This is a genomic window from Thiorhodococcus drewsii AZ1, assembly GCF_000224065.1.
Classification (GTDB): Bacteria; Pseudomonadota; Gammaproteobacteria; order Chromatiales; family Chromatiaceae; genus Imhoffiella; species Imhoffiella drewsii.
Genome location: NZ_AFWT01000002.1, coordinates 12,916 through 31,043, shown reverse-complemented (window position 1 = coordinate 31,043; position 18,128 = coordinate 12,916). Strand labels below are relative to the sequence as shown.

Genomic DNA, 18,128 nt, shown 5'->3' with positions numbered 1-18,128 from the left:
GTATGACCATCGACATGAGTCAGTTCTATCAGGTGTTCTTCGAGGAAGCGAGCGAGCATCTGGGCGCGATGGAAAGTCTGCTTTTGGAGCTCGATGTCGATGCGCCCGATCTCGAAACGCTCAACGCGATCTTTCGAGCGGCACATTCCATCAAGGGCGGGGCGGGTACCTTCGGTTTTTCCGATATGGCGAACGTCACCCATGTCCTTGAGACCCTTCTCGATCGCTTGCGCAAGGAGGAGATGCGTCCGACCGTCGAGATGATCGATACCTTCCTGGAGGCTGGCGACGTCTTGAAGGCTCAGCTGGCGGCGCATCAAGAGGGGGGCGAGTTCGACGATCCGCGTATCGCGCAGGTGTGCGGCACGCTCGACGCGTTGGCGGGGACCGAGGCCGGACTCTCCGTTGCGACCGCCGATCCGAACGTTCGGGGCGCTACGGACGAGATGGCGTGGCTGATCGAATTCCATCCTGAGAGTTTGCAGCTTCAACCAGGCTCGGATCCTCAGACGTTGAAGGACGCGCTGACTGAGGTCGGGCGTCTGGAGGTTCTGAGCGAGGATGCCTCGGCGCCTTGCGTCTGGCGCCTCACGACGCGCCTCGATCGCGAGGCCGTGCTTGAGACCTTCGCCTTCGTTTGCGATCTTGAGGATGTGTCGGTCCGTGCCGATGCGTTGGACTCCGAGGATGACGGCTTCGGTTTCTTTGAGGGTGCGCCCGGAAGCGAGCATGTGGTGGACGAGACGCCGTCGGATCAGGACGATGCCGGTTTCGGATTCTTCGCCGACGCGCCTGGAAGCGAGGTGCTTTCCGATCAGGAGGGCGATGGGTTCGGGCTTTTCGGCGGCAATCCGGGGATGGGAGAGGTCGTCGCCGTTGCCGATTCCGAGCGGGTCGAGCAGCAGCGGGGCTATGGCTTCTTCGCGACCTCGCCTGGGGCGCCGGAGCCCAAGGGTGAGGCGGTTTCGACGCATCAGGCCGGAGCCAGTGATCGGCCCGTGTCCGATGCCACCTCCCACAAAGGCGCGGCAGCGCCGGCCAAACGTGCAGCGACGGGCGATTCGTCCATTCGGGTCAGCGTCGAGAAGGTGGATCAGCTCATCAATCTGGTTGGTGAGCTGGTCATCACCCATGCCATGCTGGCCGAGTCTGCGTCCCTGCTCGATCCGGTGCTCAACGACCGTATCTTCAGCGGTCTATCCAATCTGGAACGCAACTCCAGGGATCTGCAGCAGGCGGTCATGTCGATTCGCATGATGCCGATCAGTTTCGTCTTCAACCGTTTCCCACGGGTGGTCCGCGACACGGCGGCGACGCTCGGAAAACAGGTGTCGCTCAAATTGATCGGCGAGGATACGGAACTCGACCGGGGGTTGATCGAGCGTTTGGCCGATCCGCTCAATCATCTGGTGCGCAACAGCATCGATCACGGCATCGAGCTGCCCGAACGGCGGCGCGAGGCGGGTAAGCCCGAGAGAGGCGAGATCATCCTGCGGGCGAGCCATCGTGGTGGAAGCGTCGTGGTCGAGGTGACGGACGACGGTGGCGGACTGAATCGAGACAAGCTGCTGGCCAAGGCTGAAGCGCAGGGGATCCCGATGCCGGACAATCCATCGGACAAGGAGGTCTGGCAGCTCATCTTCCATCCCGGCTTCTCGACCGCAGAGAAGGTCACCGACATCTCGGGGCGCGGCGTTGGCATGGATGTCGTTCGACGCAACATTGAGGAGATGAACGGTCGTGTCGATATCGATTCCTATCCTGGGCAGGGGACCCATCTCACGATTCGTCTACCTCTGACGCTGGCGATTCTCGATGGACTCTCGGTGCGCATGGGCGAGGAGATCTTCATCCTGCCGATGACCGCCATCCAGGAATCCATTCAGCCGCGTCAAGAGCAGTTCAAGTCGATTTCCGGACGTGGCCGAGTGGTGCACGTGAACGGAGAGTACCTGTCGCTGATCGTGCTGCGCGACGTCTTCCATCTCAGCGCGGCAGGTGTTCAGCAGGATGACGGCATCCTGGTGATCGTGGATACGGCCGAGGGACGCGCCGCGCTTCAGGTCGACGAGCTGGTGGCTCAGCATCAGGTGGTCATCAAGAGTCTCGAGACCAACTACCGCAAGGTGGAGGGCGTCTCGGGCGCGACCATTATGGGCGATGGGCGGGTAGCGCTGATACTTGACGTGGACGCCCTAGTAAGACTCAACCGCAAGGCGGCATGAACCGGGGCCGTGGCTGAATTCGGCTATCGAAGGGGTAATGAACATGAACGAAGAACGCAATAACGGCGCTTTGCCCCGCAGCGAAGATTCGCAGGAATATCTGACCTTCACCTTGGGTGACGAGGAATACGGGATCGATATCCTGAAGGTGCAGGAGATTCGCGGCTATGACGCCGTGACCAAGATCGCCAACTCGCCGACCTTTATCAAAGGGGTCATTAACATGCGGGGCGTGATCGTCCCGATCATCGATATGCGCCTCAAATTCAATCTGGGGCAGGTCGAGTATGACGCCTTCACTGTCGTCATCATTCTCAACATCGCGGGTCGGGTGTTGGGAATCGTGGTGGATGGCGTCTCGGACGTGATCGCGCTGAGTCGGGAGCAGGTCAGACCGGCGCCCGAGTTTGGCGCCGTGCTGGACACGGATTATATCGATGGGCTCGCGACGTTGGACGAGCGCATGATCATCATGGTCGATATTGAGCGGCTCATGACCAGTAGCGAGATGGGCCTGGTGGAGCAATCGCAGCTGACCGCTTAGACGCTCAAGGAGCGGCGAGGGCGTTCATGGTAGAGGGTTTCCCTGCGGACAGGAGGTCATGGTGCTTGATGCATTTCCGTTCTCGGCGTCCGATGCGTCTCTCGGCCCATGAATGAGCGCGAGTTTCTCTTCACAGATCGGAATTTCGAGCGGATTCGTTCGCTTATCTACGCGCACGCTGGGATCTCGCTGAGCGCGGCCAAGGTCGATATGGTCTATAGCCGGATCGCACGGCGGCTGCGGGCGAACGGTCTGAAATCCTTCGATGACTACCTTGATCACCTGGATGCCAACCCCGAGGAATGGCAGTCGTTCATCAATTCGCTGACGACCAACCTGACGTCCTTTTTCCGAGAGGCACACCATTTCCCGGTGTTGGCTCAGGTCGCGTTGGATGCCAGGCGTCAAGGGCGCGCTCCGGTCATGCTCTGGTCCTCCGCCTGTTCGACGGGCGAGGAGCCTTACTCGATGGCGATGACCATGATCGACGCCTTTGAGTCCTGGAGGCCGCCGGTGAAGATTCTGGCGACCGATTTGGATACCAATGTCGTTCAGCAGGCGGCGCGGGGTATCTATCCGCTCGAACGCATCGAGAAGATGCCGGAGGCCGACGTCAAGCGTTTCTTCCTGCGCGGCAAGGGCCCACACAAAGGCATGGCGCGCGTTCGTCCGGAGGTGAGCGCGCTGGTACGTTTTCAAGCCTTGAATCTGTTGGAGGACCGCTGGCCGATGAAGGGGCCATTCGACGCCATCTTTTGTCGCAATGTCATGATCTATTTCGATAAGCAGACGCAGGCCAAGATCTTGGCGCGATTCCATCCGCTGTTGCGTCAGGACGGACGGCTCTTCGTTGGGCATTCGGAGAGTCTGACGCATGTGGCGGAGCTGTTTCGTCTACAAGGCAAGACCGTCTACGCCCCCACCGTTTGCAACTGAGACAGGTCAAGATGCAACAGCGTTTCGAGGAAGTTCTGGCGCCCAATCTCTACTACGACCGCAATTTCGACATGGATGCGGTCAAAATTCTCCCTGGGGAATATTACGTATCGACCCGAGAGTTACTGATGGTGACCGTGCTCGGCTCCTGCGTGGGAGCCTGCATTCGCGATCGCATCAGCGGCATCGGCGGCATCAATCATTTCATGTTGCCCGACGACAAGCGCGACGAGGACAGCCGCTTTGGACGCTCCATGCGCTACGGCGACTATGCCATGGAGATCCTGATCAACCAATTGCTCAAGCTCGGTGCCCGTCGCGCACATTTGGAGGCGAAAGTCTTCGGAGGAGGCAATGTCCTGCCCGGTTTCAAAAATCACGTGGTTGGCGAGCGCAATGCGCGTTTCGTTATGGACTACCTGGCGACGGAGGGTGTTCCGGTCGTCGCCAAGGATCTTCTGGGGAATCATCCACGCAAGGTCTATTTTTTCCCCGCGACCGGACGTGTCCTGGTGAAGAAGCTGCGCAGTCTGCACAACGACACCATCATCGAGCGCGAACTCAGTTACAGCGAGACGTTGCGTCAGTCGCGGGTCGAGGGCGATGTCGAACTCTTCTCATAATGCCGTCCATACTTCGAAATGGCGGCGAATGGATACTGCTCGAAAGGAGGTCTCGTGTTGGGCAAATTGAAACCCTATTGGCTGCCCCTGGTCATCGCCGCAGTCTTGATTCTACAGTCTGTGTTGCTCCCCGGCGTGCTTGCGCCTTGGCTCAATCTGGTCCTCGTGACCGCCGTTTGGTTGGGGACCGTGCTTCTGAAAAAGGAGGTGCCGGATACCGGAACGGCTCGGTTGGCCCCGAGTGCGAGCGGCCAGAGCAGTCGCCCTGGCGAGCGCGAACTCTGGAATCTGGTGGTCGAAACGGATCGGCTGATCGGGCCTCAGATGAAGGAACTACGCGATCTCCTCGATCAGGCATCCTCGCTGATTTCCCATGCCGCCAGTGATCTGCACGTCAGTTTTAATGGTCTATCCGACGAGTCCAAGGCGCAACAGCAACTGGTGCTCAATCTCGTATCTCGTAGTGCCAATTCCTCCGACGATCCTGACGATCTGGTCGATGTCAACGCCTTCCTGTCTGCCAACAGCGACCTGCTGGCCGAAAACGTCGATCGTTTGATCGATATGGGGAAGCACAGTGTGCAGGTGGCCCATCAGATCGACGATCTCTCGACCCAGATGAGCGAGATCTTTATTAGCCTCGAGGGATCGAAACGCATCGCCCGCCAGACCAATCTGCTGGCGCTCAATGCGGCGATCGAGGCGTCTCGCGCGGGCGAGGCGGGGCGGGGATTTGCTGTGGTCGCACAGGAGGTGCGGAAGCTCTCGCAGGATGCAGCAGATTTCAACGACCAGATTCGCGATCAAGCGGAACGGGCCCAGGGTGTTTTCGACGAGACCCGCAACATCGTCGGTGAAATGGCCTCGCAGGATCTCAATACCTCCATTACGGCCAAGGGCGCGATGGACGAGATGATCGTCAAGGTCCAGGGGCTCAATACCATGATCGCCGATGGACTCGTCCAACTGTCCTCGGTTGTGGATCGCATCCAGGGTAACGTCGACTCGGCGGTGCGTCTGTTGCAGTTCGAGGACATCTCGCGCCAGGTGCTGGCGCAGGCCGAGATGCGCATCGATTTCATCGATCGCTTCGTCGCAGAACTCAAGCAGATTCCGATGGGGCAGGCTCGCTCGGACGAGGACCTCGCCCAGGCCAAGGCTCGGCTGGAGGTGCTGCGCGAGCAGCTGATTGCGGCGGTTCACCGTCCGGTGAGCCAGACGTCCATGCATGAAGGTGACATAGAGCTGTTCTGAGGCAACTGTGACCAAACCGATTCGTGTGTTGGTGGTCGATGATTCGACCTTGGTAAGAAAGATCCTCTCCGAGATCTTGTCCCAGGAACCGGATATCGAGGTGGTGGGTACGGCCCAAGATCCGTTCGTGGCGCGCGACCGGATCAAGGAACTCAATCCCGACGTTCTGACGCTCGATGTCGAAATGCCGCGCATGGACGGCCTGACCTTCCTGCAGAACCTGATGCGGTTGCGTCCCATGCCGGTGGTGATGGTGTCGTCGCTGACCGAGCGCGGGGCCGAGGTGACGCTGCGTGCGCTGGAATTGGGCGCGGTCGATTTCGTTCGCAAGCCGGGCCGCGATCTCGCCCATGCTCTTGAGGCTTACGGAGCGGAATTGGTGGAGAAGGTTCGAATGGCTGCGGCTGTGCGGGTGCGTCCGCTGACCGCGCGTTCCAGCCCGCCTCAAGCCTCCGCAGTGGGCTCGGTGCTTCCGAAGCCCAAGGCTCCCTCGGGCTGGGCGAGCAATCGAGTGTTAGCCATCGGGGCCTCGACTGGAGGGACGGAAGCGATCAAGGAAGTGCTGCTGGGGTTGCCTCCCGACGCGCCCGGCGTCGTGATCGGCCAGCATATCCCGCCCGGTTTCAGCGCGGCCTTCGCCGAACGCATGAATCGGCTGACGGGTCTCGTGGTGAAGGAGGCGGCCGAGGGCGACCGTGTCATGCCGGGCCATGTCTACATTGCTCCTGGCGATCGGCATTTGCTGCTGGTCCGGGACGGGGGGCGCTACAGTTGTCGTCTCACTCAGGGCGAGCTGGTGAATCGGCATCGACCGAGCGTGGACGTGCTCTTTCGATCGGTCGCCCAGTCGGCGGGAAAGAATGCCTGCGTGGCCCTTTTGACCGGCATGGGCGCCGATGGCGCTCAGGGGCTCAAGGAGCTGAGGGATCTCGGGGTCTATACGATCGCCCAAGATGAGGCGACCAGCGTCGTCTGGGGCATGCCGGGCGAAGCGGTTAAACGTGGTGCGGCGGTGGAGGTTGTCCCGATAGGCGGGGTTGCCGACGCGCTACTCCGGGGTTCGGTGGCGAAGCGGATGCTCTGAGTCCGTTTTCGAATTTGAAGGAGAGCATGAATGGGCATTACATCTAGGGTCGACCAGGACAAAAATCTGGTCACGATCATCGTCGATGGTCGTTTCGATTTCGCACAGCACAAGGCGTTTCGCGATGCCTATAAGGACAAGGATCCCAATTCGACACGGTTCCTCGTCGACCTCTCCGGGGCCTCTTATCTGGACAGTTCCGCATTGGGCATGCTGTTGCTGTTGCGCGAATTTGCCGGAGGTAATCCGTCGCGCGTGACGATCGGTGGCTGTGCGGACGACGTGCGTCGCGTGCTCAAGATCGCCAACTTCGGAAAGCTGTTTACACTCGACTGATATTTTCGTGATGACAGGATCGGACTTGCCTCCAGAGGTGTCGCGTCTGCCCGCATCCCAGGCTCGGGGTGCGTCGGTCGAGACCTTCTCCCGGGGAACGGCTCTCATACTCGATCCGGACGCCTCCGAGCGCGACCGACTGCGCCAGACCCTCCAGCTCGAGGGTTTTCGGGTCCTGCTTGCCGCCGATGGCGAGACCGCCTTGTCGCTGTTCGAGCGAGAGCGGCCCGATATCGTTCTGTTGAATGTCGATCCCGCGAGAGCCGCCGATTTCGAGACCGTGCGACGGATCAAGCAATGCGCCGGTAGTGGGTTTACTCCGCTCATCGTCTTGAGCGACTCGGACGAGCGTGCGGTTATCCGGCGCGCGACCGATGCCGGTGGGGACGATTTCGTCTCCAAGCCGGTGAGCGCGGGGCGTCTCAAGGCCCGGATCCTCGTGTCGGAGCGGGTGCGCGATCTGCACCGAGCCCATGCTGACAGGCAGAAGGTCTTGGCGGCACACCTGCAACGCGATCGCGAGGACCAGGAGTTGGCCGAGCATCTGCTCAGTCACGCGGTGCGCAGTCGCAACGTCGCCATGGATCGGCTGGGGTTGGTTCAGCGTCCGGCCGCCATCTTCAACGGCGATTTGATGCTGAGCCAGTTCTTGCCGGACGGCGGGCTGCGCGTGCTGCTGGGTGACTTTACCGGGCATGGCCTTGCGGCGGCGGTCGGGGTACTGCCGGTGGCGGATGTCTTCCACACCATGACCCGCAAGGGCGTGACTGATTCACAGCTCCTGGGCGAGATCAACCGTAAACTCTACCAGTTGCTGCCGGCCGATCGTTTCATGGCGGCCTGTCTCGTTTCCTTACCCGGCAATGGAGAGGCGGTGCGCTGGTGGAACGGTGGTATGCCCAGCGCCTGGTTGCGAACCAGGTCCGGGCTGACCGAGCTGACTTCGCATGCGCTGCCACTGGGAATCCTGCCGGAGCTTCCGGCCCAGGAGATTCCGCGTCGCGTCCATTTGTGCGGCGGGGATCGAATTCTAATGATGAGCGACGGATTGCTGGAGGCGAGCGGCCGCGATGGCGTCATGTTCATCAATGCCGCGTTCGATTCGGTCCTGCATTCCTGGCAGGATGACGCACCCATCCTGCCAGGGCTCATTGCCGCGCTGGATCGGCACTGTCAGGGCGCAGAACAGTTGGACGACATCGCCGCATTGGAAATTCCGCTCGATCCGAATTTCATGGTGCCCGAGCCTGGGCCTGAGACGGTCTGTCCGACCACCGGCTGGAGCTGGTCGTTAGATCTTGAGGGCGCGCGATTGTGCAATCAGCCGACGCTTGAATCGGCGCTTAAGCCGCTGGGGTTCCTAGATGGTTTGGAGGTGCAGCAGGGGGTGCTGGAGACCATTTTGGCCGAACTCTTCACCAATGCACTCGATCACGGCGTCCTCAAGTTGGACTCCATTATGAAGGTGACCCCAGAGGGTTTCGACGCCTATTATCGCGAGCGCTCCAGCCGTTTGGCCTTGGAGGCCAGTGGCATGGTCTCGATCCGAATCGGCTATGAGCCCGGTCCGGATGGGGGTGGCTCGGTTCGGATGTGTGTCCGCGATTCCGGGAGCGGATTCGACTCAACCGATGTCCAGACTCTGTACCAGGATCCAGCGTGTCCCTGGGGGCGCGGTCTCATGCTCTTGAGACAGCTGTGCGAATCGCTCGTCTTTCGCCGCAATGGCTCCGAGGCCGAGGTACTCTACCGCTGGTAGTGTGTCGGACCCTGGTTCGACGAGCCATCGGCCATTCTTTAGCCTTGATTGGAGGCCATCCAATGTCGTCGGGGAGCATTCGAGATGGACGCCAAGATCAAGATCAGGGCGTTGCTGCCGGTTTAAGCCTGGTGCGACGCGGTTCGGTTTTGACCGCCATCAGCGATTTCAAGGTTCGTCACGAACTGGTCGAGATGCTGCGCGCTGAGCGGTTCGAACCGGTGGAATCCGAGAGCGGAGAGGCGGCGCTGGTTCTGTTCGAGCGCACTCGGCCGGCCCTCGTCCTGGTGGCTGCTCAGATGTCCGACATGAGCGGCCAAGACGCCATCCGATATATCAAGGCGATGGCGGGAGCGGATTTCGTGCCCGTGATACTCGTCTGCTGTGCCCAAGACGAGGAGAGCCTGATGGGCTGTATCCAATCGGGCGGCGACGATTTTCTGGTGTGGCCCTTCAGCGCCGACCTGCTTCTGACCCGAATCCTCGCCATGGACCGCGTCCGCAGCCTGCATCGCGCCGTTTTTGCCAGCGGTGCTCCGCTCACTAAGCGCCTGGAGTTGGAACATCAGGAGCAGGCGCTGGCCGAACGGGTCTTCAGTCGCGCGATCGGAAATCGCAACGTGGTGGCCGATTTGTTATCGCTGGAGCAGCGAGCCGCCGCCATGTTCAACGGCGATCTGGTGCTGACCCAGCATCTTCCTGACGGCGGTCTGCGGATGCTGATGGGAGATTTCACCTTGCACGGCCTGGCGGCTACGATCGGTGCGCTCCCGGTCGCGGAGGCATTTCATGCGATGACGGCCAAGGGAGTCTCGGACGACGAGGTCCTGGAGGAGATCAACCGCAAGCTGCATGCACTGCTTCCGCCAGATCGCTTCATGTCGGCTACCCTCATCTCGATTCCGAGCAGCAGTCAGTATCTCTACTGGTGGAATGGCGGTATGCCCAGTGCCTGGCTGCGTACGGCAGAGGGGCTCTATGAGCTGTCCTCGCATGCCCTGCCGCTGGGGGTTCTGCCCAAGCTGTGCGACGGCAATGTTCCTCGCAAGATCAGCGTTAGGCCGGGCGATCGTCTGTTAGTGTTCACCGACGGCCTGCTCGAAGCGAGCAATACGGCTGGGGACCGCTTCAAGGAGATGTGCCTGCATCGGGTTCTCGATGATTGGCGGTATGGTGATCGGGTCTTTCCAGGGCTGATCGAGGCGCTTGACCGGCATTGTGCCGGCGTCGATCAGGTCGACGATATCGCCGTGCTCGAAATTCCGATCGAGACGTCCATCTTCTCCATCCCCGAACCGGATTGGCGCAAACTTCCGGTTGGTGGTTGGACCTGGTCGATCGAGCTGCGCGACGCGCGTTTGAGCGCCATGCGCTCGGTGGATTCGCTGCTGCGTCCGCTCGGACTGCTTGACGGACTGGACGCCCATGTGCCGGCTCTGGAGATCATCGTCGCCGAACTCTATTCCAATGCGCTTGAGCACGGAATATCCATGGCTCCCTGGGCCGTCAAGGTTTCACCGGACGCACTCGTTTCGGGCGAGTTCTTGGTCTCGGAGGCCGCGAGCGGTACATCCTGTTCCGGTTGGATCCGAATCGAGATTCGCTATTTGCGACACGCTGACGGCGGGGCCTTCGCGGTGAGTGTGAGCCACGGTGGGAAGGGATTCGAGTGCCGCTGCGATTCGGAGGGGAACTGCCTTCCGCCGCCCCCCTGGGGCGAGGGGCTCGTCTTGCTGCAGGAGTTGTGTGAATCCCTCACTTACAGTGAAGGGGGGCGCCGCGCGGATGCATCCTACCGTTGGTGGTCCTGACCATCGGCGCCCTGATCCCGCCCTATTGGATGATGAAGCCGGTGAAGTAGATGGCGCTGACCACGACGCGCCCGGTCTGATCGCCCAGTGCTTCGCGTAGCTTCGACAGCAATTCGGCACGCAGGTCATCCCTTTGTTGCGTCGTCCGCATCTCATCGGCGGAACGTCCGCCCAGCAGGCTGATCAGGCGATCGCGCACAAGCGGCATATGCTTTTCGAGCAAGGCGGCATCCTCGGCTGTGTCCACTTGGCACTGGATGTCCACTTTCAGATACTTCGCGCGCCCCGAAGGGTCGAGATTGACCACGATGGAGGGTTTGAGCGGAACATAACCTGGATAGTCTGAATTCGCGGCTTCCTCGCTCGCGTGGCCGAGTGCGGTTAGGAGGCTCAGTAGGATGATAGGTAAGAAGCTGAATCGACGGTGGATAAGGCGCATTCCGGTCTGTCCGTTTGAAGTGTTCCGATTGAGTGTATTTGGTTCGGCCCGATAAGCTGATCGAGATTCGGCTGCGATCTGAGCGCAGATCCGATTCGAGCATGGCTCCGATCATTCATCATACCTTGGTGAATGCTTCGTTTCCGCCACAGGCGCCATATTGGACGTCATCTCGATTCGGTCGTGCCACTGCGTCGAGCTTGGTGTCGTGGGCCTCGGGTGTTCTGGGCATGATGTCCGCTGCGTGTTTGGTTTCTCGGCCATCAGTGGAATCCTGATTCAAGAGGAGGCGTCTACGCAGAGAATGGGCTCGCGAAAACCGAATACCACAGAGGCGATGCGCCAGGTCATCGCGGAGATCCGAACGCGGATTCCGTTCGATCTGCCGCAGGCGCGACTCTGTATGGGAAACTGCCAGGGATGCTCGATGAAGTTGCTCCAATTCCTCGACGGAGAGCTGGAAGCCTGGGAGCGTCGCCTCGACGGCGGTGAGCGACCGGGATTCGAGGAACTCTCGGACCTGGTGCGTACCGCGAGAAAGGTCCATCGGGTTCTGGAGCGCAATGGGCTGACCGGCGATCAGGCGCCGCCACCGGCTGGGCGCTCCTGATATCCAGAATAGAAATTTCTTCCCGATGCGGGTCGGTCCTCACCAGATCCTCGACAGAGACGTCCTTGCGGGGAGCCCGCCTCAGATGCCCGAGAGGCGTTGCGCCTGGATCTCGACCTGTAGGACCCCTTCGTTGCAGCGCTCCGGATCGCCGACGCGCGCCGCGCGCTCCAGTGCCTCGATCGCCGCGTCGAGCGCGGGAACCCCGCAATAGCGGGTGGCGCCTCGCATTTGATGCGCGTACTCGGCCAGTCCGGGCCAGTCGGATTCGCCGAGCGAGTCGCGTAGTGCGTCGAGCTCGGCGGGAAGCCCCGAGAGCAGGGCGTGCAGCAGTTCGGTAGACAGCTCGGCGTCACCGCCGGCACTGGTCAGGGCCGCCGACTCGTCGCGGGCTGGCAGCCTGTCGAACCTAGAGGCAGGATCATTGGTCTGCACGAGGGAATCCTCTTTGCAACCGGGTTGGTGGAATTAAACTGCATCGAACGACCTGGGTCCAGCCGTTCGGCGAGACGCTCGGATAGCGTCTGCGTCCGCTGGCGATTCCGATGGTTCGGGCTCGAAGCCAAGGCATTCGTTATGATGCACGTCTTCGACCGCCGCTCGGCTCGCTCGCGAGTGATGGTCGGGACAGAATAGACATTCCGGATACGAACCGACGAGAAGAGGCCATGTCCAACGCGAGCCCCGCATTTCCGACCATCGAGCACTGCATTGGCGATACCCCGCTGGTGCGTCTGCAGCGTCTGCCCGGTGAGACCGGCAACCTGGTGCTCGCCAAGCTCGAAGGCAACAACCCGGCGGGCTCGGTCAAGGATCGCCCGGCGCTGAACATGATCCGTCGCGCCGCCGAACGCGGGACCATCCGTCCGGGAGATCGATTGATCGAGGCGACCAGCGGCAATACCGGGATCGCGCTGGCGATGGCGGCGGCCATCATGGGCTACCGCATGCGTCTCATCATGCCCGAGCATATGAGCGAGGAGCGTCGGGGGTTGATGAAGAGCTTCGGCGCCGAGATCGTGCTCACCCCCAAGGAAGGCGGCATGGAGGCGGCCATCGATCTCGCCAATGCGATGGAGACGCGCGGAGAGGGGATTCGGCTCGATCAATTCTCCAATCCGGACAATCCGGCGGCCCATTACGAGACCACTGGCCCCGAGATCTGGCGCGATACCCAGGGACGTGTCACCCATTTCGTCAGTTCCATGGGAACCACGGGCACGATCATGGGGACGGGGCGGTATCTGAAGGAGCGCAACCCGGCGGTTCAGATCATCGGGGTGCAGCCGGAGGAGGGTTCCAACATCCCCGGCATTCGACGCTGGCCGGAGGCCTATCTGCCGCGCATCTACGACCCCAAGGGGGTCGATCGCATCATCGACGTCTCACAGGGCCAGGCCGAGCAGACCGCCAGAGATCTGGCCGCACGCGAGGGCATCTTCGGCGGCATCTCCTCCGGTGGGGCCATGGCGGCCGCGCTGCGTCTCTCGGCCGAGGTCAGGGATGCGGTGATCGTCGTCATCGTCTGCGATCGCGGCGACCGCTATCTGTCGACCGGAGTCTTTCCCGTCTGAGCGATGAGGTCGCGGCCCACTTCTCTCCCGTACCTTTCGGGGCGCGCGCGCATCTCAGGGGCCGGATAAAGGCCCCGAATCAACCTGTCTGCAACTGAAGCAGATGAAACCGTAACTGGCTTAACGAACGCTGACTGATACCGTGTCGAGAAAACGTAAACCCCTTCCGCAAGAGCTCGTCGAGGTCGACATCGAGTCCCTCACCCACGAAGGCCGTGGCCTGACCCATATCGACGGCAAGGCCGTCTTCATCGATGGCGCCCTCCCTGGTGAGCGGGTGCGGTTTCGGTATCAGCGTATCCAGCGCCGGTATGACGAAGGTGTCGCGGTCGAGGTGCTGCGCGCCTCGCCGGATCGGGTCGAGCCCAAATGTCCCCATTTCGGCGTCTGCGGCGGATGCAGGCTCCAGCATCTGAGCGCTGAGGCCCAGATTCGTGTCAAGCAGGACAGTTTGGAGGACGTCTTCACCCGTATCGGGAAGGTCGCCCCCCAGCGTTGGCTGTCGCCCCTGACCGGCGATCATTGGGGCTATCGACGCAAGGCGCGCCTGGGTGTCCGGCATGTCGTCAAGAAGGGCAAGACCCTGGTCGGCTTTCGCGAGCGCGGCAACTCCTTCCTGGCCGATCTCACCCGCTGCGAGGTGCTGCATCCCAAAGTGGGCGAGCATCTGGAGACGATCGGTGAGGCGATCGATGCCCTGAGCATCCGCGACCATGTCCCTCAGGTCGAGGTCGCCATGGGCGACGGGCCCTGCGTGCTGATCTTCCGGGTGATGGAGCCCTTGAGTGCCCCGGATCTCGCCGTGCTTATGTCCTTCGCCGAGCGCGAGGATTTCCACGTCTATGTTCAGGAGGGCGGCGTGGACAGCATCCGACCCCTGCCCGGACAGGGGATCGATCTGCACTACACCTTGCCGATGCAGCGGGTGCGGCTGGAGTTCCAGCCGACCGATTTCACCCAGGTCAATCTGGAACTCAATCGGGCCATGATCGACCAGGCGCTGGATCTGTTGCAGCTCCAGCCCGATGATCGGGTGCTGGATCTCTTCTGCGGTCTGGGCAATTTCACCCTGCCGCTGGCACGTCAGGCCGGGTTCGTCGTCGGCGTCGAGGGCGAGGAGGGGCTGGTCAGCCGAGCTGAATCCAATGCCGCTCAGAACGGCATTGAGAATGTCCGCTTTCATACCGCGAACCTCTATGGCGAGCTGACCCAGCAGCCCTGGATGGACGAGCGTTTCAGCAAGGTTCTGCTGGACCCACCGCGCAGCGGGGCGCTGGAGGTGCTCGACTGGCTGCCCAAGCTGGGCGCCGAGCGCATCCTCTACGTGTCCTGTTACCCGAGCACCTTGGCCCGCGACGCCGACCGTTTGGTCAACGATCTGGGCTACGAACTTCGGGCGGCAGGTGTCATGGATATGTTCCCGCACACGGCGCACGTGGAGTCCATGGCCCTGTTCGAGCGGGTGAAATAACGCGGATCCAGGAGCCGAGTCGATGGCCGTCGAGATCGAACGTAAATTTCTGGTCCGGGGCGCGAGCTGGCGCGATCGGGTGCTCTCCGAGACGCGTCTGCTGCAGGGCTATCTGAGCGCGGATCCCGGACTCACGGTGCGGGCCAGGATCCGTGGCGAGACGGCCTTCCTGACCCTCAAGGGGCGGACTCGGGGAATCTCGCGCGCCGAGTTCGAGTATCCCATTCCGGTCGCGGATGCCGAGACCATGCTCCGGGATCTGGCGGTTTCGCCCCTGATCGAGAAGACCCGCTTTCGGGTCGCCTGTGGCGATCATGTCTGGGATCTGGACGTCTTCGCGGGCGAGAACGCCGGTCTGGTGCTGGCCGAGATCGAGCTGGAGTCCGAGGACGCCCCCTTCGAGCGCCCTGACTGGCTGGGCGAGGAGGTCTCGGACGACCCGCGTTATTACAACGTCAATCTCGCCAGCCATCCGTTCGGTCGCTGGTGAATCGCATCCGGTCTCGTCTGGCCTGTCTGCTCCTTGCGCTATTGCTGGCCCCATTGCTGACTGGATGCGGCGCATCCAGCTCACAGGACGATGGGGTGCTGCGGTTCGGATTGGCCGAACCGCCGCGCAATCTGGATCCGCGCTTCGCCACCGACGCCACCTCCGAACGCGTCAACCGGCTGCTCTATCGTCGCCTGGTCGAGTTCGACGCGCACGGACTGCCGGTTCCCGGCATCGCCACCTGGGAGCGGCTCACACCGACCCTATATCGATTCCGATTGGGCGAGGAAGGGCGGCGTTTCAGCGATGGCAGCCGTCTGACCTCCGCCGATGTCGCCGCCACCTACGGTTACATCCTCGACCCCGACAATGCCTCGCCGCACCGTGCTCAGTTGAGCCTGATCGCCTCGATCGAGACACCGGATGCCGACACGATCGCGTTCAGCCTGAACGCGCCCGATCCGCTGTTTCCGGCCTATCTGGCCGAGGGCATTCTGCCCGCGCGGGTCATCCGGGAGGGCCGGGCTCTGAGCGACGCCCCGCTGGGCAGCGGTCCCTTTGTCCTGCTCGATTGGCCCGAGCCGGGTCGGTTGCGGTTAGCGCGGCGTTCGGACGGACTGCATGTGGAGCTGCTGGCGGTCAAGGATCCGAGCGTGCGCGTGATGAAGCTGCTGCGCGGCGAGATCCAGATGCTCCAGAACGACCTATCGCCCGAGCTCTATGCTTATCTGCGCGAGCGGGACGGGGTGCGGGTCGAGGTGCGACCTGGCACCAACTTCTCCTATCTGGCGTTCAATCAGGAGGATCCAGCCACCGGTCGGCTCGCCGTTCGCAAGGCGATCGCCCATGCCCTGGATCGCGAGACGCTGCTTCACTTTCTCTTTCGCGATCTTGGGCGTATTGCCGAGTCCATCTTCCCGCCCGATCATTGGGTCGGAACCCAAGGGCTCGAGCCCTATGCATACGCGCCCGAGCGCGCCGTTGCACTCCTCAAGGAGGCCGGATTCGATGCCTCGCATCCGTTGCGCTTGACGCTCAAGACCTCCAGCGACCCCTTCCGGTTGCGGCTGGCCACGGCCATTCAGTCGCAATTGGCGGCGGTCGGGATCCAGCTGTCGATTCGCAGCTACGATTGGGGAACCTTCTTCGGCGACGTCAAGGCGGGCCGGTTTCAGCTCTATGGCCTGACCTGGGTCGGCGTCCATACCCCGGACATCTTCCGTTACGTTTTCCACAGCCGCTCCATTCCGCCCAATGGGGCCAATCGCGGGCGCTATCGCAATCCAGAGGCGGATCGTCTGATCGACCAGGCGGCCAGCGAACCGGACCTGGAACATCAGGCCGCGCTCTATCGTGCGCTGCAGCGACTGCTGCACGATGATCTGCCTTATGTACCCCTTTGGTATGAGGCCCAGATACTGGCTGTTCGAGGGGGTGTCGAGGGCTACCGTCTTGCCGCCGACGGTAACTACGACGGGCTCGAACAGGTGCGTCTGGTGCCTCCCAATTCCAACGGGACGGCGGATTCGGACTGAGTGCCGCGCAAGGCCCTTATCCTGGCGTCGGGTCTGTGCGTCCGATTCGGCCCGCTTAAATGCGACAATAGACGTTCAATCTTCTAGATCCCACGAGTGAGACCGATGCGAATCCTCCACACCATGCTGCGCACTGGAGATCTCCAGCGCTCGATCGATTTCTATACCGAGGTCCTGGGCATGAAGTTGCTGCGACGCCAGGACTATCCGGAGGGCAAGTTCACGCTTGCCTTCCTCGGCTACGGTGATGAGTCCACGCATACCGTCATCGAGCTGACCTACAACTGGGGCGTCGAGACCTACGAGATGGGTTCCGCTTACGGCCATATCGCCATTGAGGTGGACGATGTCTACGCGGCCGTCGAGCGTATCCAGGCCAAGGGCGGCAAGATCCTGCGCGCGGCCGGTCCCATGAACGCGGGTACCACTATCATCGCCTTCGTCGAGGATCCGGACGGCTATCCGATCGAGCTGATCGGGGCGTGAATTTCGCTCGAGGCATCCACCGTCCTCCCGGGGGCGCTCGGGAATCGTCGATGGGGGGTCTGCTGTTCCTGTGCTGTCCGCTCTTCGCGCCCGTCGCGCTTGCCGACTGGCATGTCGTCTGGAGCGACGAGTTCGACTATGTCGGACCGCCGGACGCGACCAAATGGAACATCGAGAACTGGCCTCCCCGCCGTGTGAACAATGAACTCCAGTCCTATACCGACGATCCCGAGAACGTCTGGGTCGAGAACGGCAGGCTCGTGATCGAGGCCCAGGTCGATCCAGACGATGACAGCCTCTTCACCTCGGCTAGGATCAATTCGCGAGGGATGGGGGCCTCGACCTATGGCCGTTTCGAGGCACGGATCCGTTTTCCCGACGCGCGCGGAACCTGGTCGGCCTTCTGGCTGATGCCGAGCGATCCGAGTCTCTATGGCTGGAACCAGGATGAGGGCTGGTACTGGCCGAACTGCGGCGAGATCGACATCGTCGAGCAGGTCGGGTTCGAACCCGAAATCGTTCATGCATCCGTCCACAGCAAGGCCGCTTACTTCAAGAACGGCAATCAGCGCACCGATCAAATCGAGATCGCGGACGCCGCAGATGTCTATCATCGCTATGCGGTCGAGTGGCTGGAGGATTCCATGGAGTTCTTCGTCGACGACGAGAGCTTCTTCCGAGTGGAGAACAACGGCGAGGGCTGGGAGTGGTGGCCGTTCGACCAGGAATTCTATGTCATCCTCAATCTGGCGGTCGGTGGAAGCTGGGGCGGTCGGGAGGGGATCGACCTTGATGCCTTGCCTCAACGGATGCTGGTCGACTATGTTCGTATCTCGGAATATTCAGAGTCCGATGATCTGGATCCCGAAGTCGAAAGGGACTATTCCGTCGATGTGCTTCGAGAGTCCCGATAACCCGCGCGTATCCACTGCGTTCGACTGTTCTTCAAAT

Annotated in this window: 18 protein-coding genes; 16 read left to right on the top strand and 2 right to left on the bottom strand. The window is 61.6% G+C overall.

The annotated features are described in order from the left end of the window. Positions 1 to 2: 2 nt before the first annotated feature. From THIDRDRAFT_RS01450 to THIDRDRAFT_RS01410, 9 genes are all read left to right on the top strand, one after another. On the top strand, positions 3 to 2,225 hold the full coding sequence (locus THIDRDRAFT_RS01450; RefSeq protein WP_007039004.1) for a chemotaxis protein CheW: 2,223 nt from the start codon (positions 3 to 5) through the stop codon (positions 2,223 to 2,225). A 43-nt stretch (positions 2,226 to 2,268) separates the two neighbouring features. Further along, positions 2,269 to 2,769: a chemotaxis protein CheW gene (locus tag THIDRDRAFT_RS01445; RefSeq protein WP_007039003.1), complete on the top strand. Its 501-nt coding sequence runs from the start codon at positions 2,269 to 2,271 to the stop codon at positions 2,767 to 2,769. Between the two features lie 108 nt (positions 2,770 to 2,877). Next, positions 2,878 to 3,705 (top strand): CheR family methyltransferase, encoded by an 828-nt coding sequence (locus THIDRDRAFT_RS01440; RefSeq protein ID WP_007039002.1) that lies wholly within the window; start codon positions 2,878 to 2,880, stop codon positions 3,703 to 3,705. Positions 3,706 to 3,716: 11 nt separating this feature from the next. Then, positions 3,717 to 4,328, top strand: coding sequence for a chemoreceptor glutamine deamidase CheD (gene cheD / locus THIDRDRAFT_RS01435; RefSeq protein WP_007039001.1), 612 nt, complete (start codon positions 3,717 to 3,719; stop codon positions 4,326 to 4,328). 54 nt (positions 4,329 to 4,382) lie between these two features. Next, on the top strand, positions 4,383 to 5,582 hold the full coding sequence (locus THIDRDRAFT_RS27055) for a methyl-accepting chemotaxis protein (protein WP_007039000.1): 1,200 nt from the start codon (positions 4,383 to 4,385) through the stop codon (positions 5,580 to 5,582). Positions 5,583 to 5,589: 7 nt separating this feature from the next. After that, on the top strand, positions 5,590 to 6,666 hold the full coding sequence (locus THIDRDRAFT_RS01425; protein ID WP_007038999.1) for a protein-glutamate methylesterase/protein-glutamine glutaminase: 1,077 nt from the start codon (positions 5,590 to 5,592) through the stop codon (positions 6,664 to 6,666). A gap of 30 nt (positions 6,667 to 6,696) precedes the next feature. Then, positions 6,697 to 7,002 carry an STAS domain-containing protein gene (locus THIDRDRAFT_RS01420; RefSeq protein WP_007038998.1) on the top strand — a complete coding sequence of 102 codons (306 nt, stop codon included), beginning with the start codon at positions 6,697 to 6,699 and terminating at the stop codon, positions 7,000 to 7,002. Between the two features lie 10 nt (positions 7,003 to 7,012). After that, positions 7,013 to 8,761 (top strand): ATP-binding SpoIIE family protein phosphatase, encoded by a 1,749-nt coding sequence (locus THIDRDRAFT_RS01415; RefSeq protein WP_007038997.1) that lies wholly within the window; start codon positions 7,013 to 7,015, stop codon positions 8,759 to 8,761. A 62-nt stretch (positions 8,762 to 8,823) separates the two neighbouring features. Next, positions 8,824 to 10,572 carry a PP2C family protein-serine/threonine phosphatase gene (locus THIDRDRAFT_RS01410; protein ID WP_007038996.1) on the top strand — a complete coding sequence of 583 codons (1,749 nt, stop codon included), beginning with the start codon at positions 8,824 to 8,826 and terminating at the stop codon, positions 10,570 to 10,572. A gap of 22 nt (positions 10,573 to 10,594) precedes the next feature. On the opposite strand, the gene THIDRDRAFT_RS01405 is transcribed toward THIDRDRAFT_RS01410, so the two are convergent. Beyond that, positions 10,595 to 11,011, bottom strand: coding sequence for a flagellar basal body-associated FliL family protein (locus THIDRDRAFT_RS01405; RefSeq protein WP_007038995.1), 417 nt, complete (start codon positions 11,009 to 11,011; stop codon positions 10,595 to 10,597). A 304-nt stretch (positions 11,012 to 11,315) separates the two neighbouring features. On the opposite strand from THIDRDRAFT_RS01405, the gene THIDRDRAFT_RS01400 reads away from it, so the two are divergent. Then, positions 11,316 to 11,621 (top strand): hypothetical protein, encoded by a 306-nt coding sequence (locus tag THIDRDRAFT_RS01400; RefSeq protein ID WP_040843614.1) that lies wholly within the window; start codon positions 11,316 to 11,318, stop codon positions 11,619 to 11,621. An 81-nt stretch (positions 11,622 to 11,702) separates the two neighbouring features. On the opposite strand, the gene THIDRDRAFT_RS01395 is transcribed toward THIDRDRAFT_RS01400, so the two are convergent. Beyond that, the gene (locus THIDRDRAFT_RS01395) at positions 11,703 to 12,056 is read right to left on the bottom strand and encodes an Hpt domain-containing protein (RefSeq protein WP_007038993.1); all 354 of its coding nucleotides are present in this window, start codon (positions 12,054 to 12,056) and stop codon (positions 11,703 to 11,705) included. A gap of 233 nt (positions 12,057 to 12,289) precedes the next feature. Here THIDRDRAFT_RS01395 and cysM point away from each other — a divergent pair, with 233 nt between their 5' ends. The 6 genes from cysM (at position 12,290) to THIDRDRAFT_RS01365 (ending at position 18,091) form a co-directional block, all read left to right on the top strand. Beyond that, the gene (gene cysM, locus THIDRDRAFT_RS01390; protein WP_007038992.1) at positions 12,290 to 13,195 is read left to right on the top strand and encodes a cysteine synthase CysM; all 906 of its coding nucleotides are present in this window, start codon (positions 12,290 to 12,292) and stop codon (positions 13,193 to 13,195) included. Between the two features lie 142 nt (positions 13,196 to 13,337). Continuing rightward, positions 13,338 to 14,666: a 23S rRNA (uracil(1939)-C(5))-methyltransferase RlmD gene (gene rlmD, locus THIDRDRAFT_RS01385; RefSeq protein ID WP_007038991.1), complete on the top strand. Its 1,329-nt coding sequence runs from the start codon at positions 13,338 to 13,340 to the stop codon at positions 14,664 to 14,666. A gap of 22 nt (positions 14,667 to 14,688) precedes the next feature. Further along, positions 14,689 to 15,156 (top strand): CYTH domain-containing protein, encoded by a 468-nt coding sequence (locus tag THIDRDRAFT_RS01380; RefSeq protein WP_007038990.1) that lies wholly within the window; start codon positions 14,689 to 14,691, stop codon positions 15,154 to 15,156. Beyond that, positions 15,153 to 16,691, top strand: a complete 1,539-nt coding sequence (locus tag THIDRDRAFT_RS01375) for an ABC transporter substrate-binding protein (protein ID WP_007038989.1) — start codon at positions 15,153 to 15,155, stop codon at positions 16,689 to 16,691. The genes THIDRDRAFT_RS01380 and THIDRDRAFT_RS01375 overlap by 4 nt, the downstream gene beginning before the upstream one ends. A 105-nt stretch (positions 16,692 to 16,796) precedes the next feature. Next, positions 16,797 to 17,177, top strand: a complete 381-nt coding sequence (gene gloA, locus THIDRDRAFT_RS01370; protein ID WP_007038988.1) for a lactoylglutathione lyase — start codon at positions 16,797 to 16,799, stop codon at positions 17,175 to 17,177. A 50-nt stretch (positions 17,178 to 17,227) separates the two neighbouring features. Beyond that, complete coding sequence (locus THIDRDRAFT_RS01365; protein ID WP_007038987.1) at positions 17,228 to 18,091, top strand: glycoside hydrolase family 16 protein; 864 nt, start codon at positions 17,228 to 17,230, stop codon at positions 18,089 to 18,091. Positions 18,092 to 18,128 lie beyond the last annotated feature (37 nt).